Below are 856 nucleotides of genomic sequence, written 5' to 3' on the forward strand. Positions count from 1 at the left end.
TGATCCATGGTTTCCTGGGCGGCTTTTTCAAAGCCGGTGAGGAAGCCGGAGATGCGTGTCTGGAACGGATCCTTGCGGCGCCAGCGGAAAGGGGATTTCCGCAAGCCGGCGGACAGGTTCGGCAGATGCGACGCCGTCACCTGTGTTTTCAGGAAGGCGGCCGACAGCAGGCGGCCAAGTTCGGGCCAGCTGTCCAGCGGCTGCAGCACCTGCCATGCGTCCAATAAGATGGCGGCCGTCAGAACGGGTGGCAATTTCAGCGCTTCCGTCTCAGTCAGGACAGTCAGCCAATCATCGAGACGGTCGCGCCGACCAGATGCGGCCGGACTGTCTTCAGGAAGCGGGCTTGCGGTTCGAGAGTTCGGGGCCCGGGTCGGCGGGACTGTCCCTTCAGCCAGATGCCTGGAGCGCTCCAGGACAGCGTCGATCTCTGCGAGCAGACTTTCTTCGGTTTCTGCATTTTCCTGCCGGTTCAAGGTTGAGGGCGCAGCCCCCCTCCCATCCCCCGCAGGTCTGTCTACCGTCTTTCCAATCCCGGTTTCCTTCGTCTGCCGGCCGATGAGCGCCAGAATGCCGGTGCGGTTCAGGAGTGTTTCCGGGGCTTGCCGGTCAATCCGGCGTCGCAGCGCCAGAAGCCTGGCGGCCCGGGTCAGTTCATGGGTCGGTGCGCGCTTGTCGGTGCCTGCGTCATGCAGAACCAGATCCTCAAGATGCACAAGGTCTCCGTCTAGTGCCATGGAGGCGCATGTGTCGAACAGGTGCGAGCGGCTGCGCACGCCGTCGTTCAGATCGGGGGTGCGCCGCAGCCGTTCGTCCGCGCGCGTCAGCAAACGGCTGGCGCGATCGAGCGGGTCGG

At 64.3% G+C, this 856-nt stretch carries 1 protein-coding gene; it reads right to left on the reverse strand.

The window, feature by feature from the left end; all coding sequences use genetic code 11:
• Positions 1–856 (reverse strand): DUF1612 domain-containing protein (locus FMN63_RS27680; protein WP_148587405.1); only part of this gene is annotated, 856 nt, incomplete at both ends.

Origin of the sequence: Stappia sp. BW2 (genome assembly GCF_008107695.1) — a bacterium.
Classification (GTDB): Bacteria; Pseudomonadota; Alphaproteobacteria; order Rhizobiales; family Stappiaceae; genus Roseibium.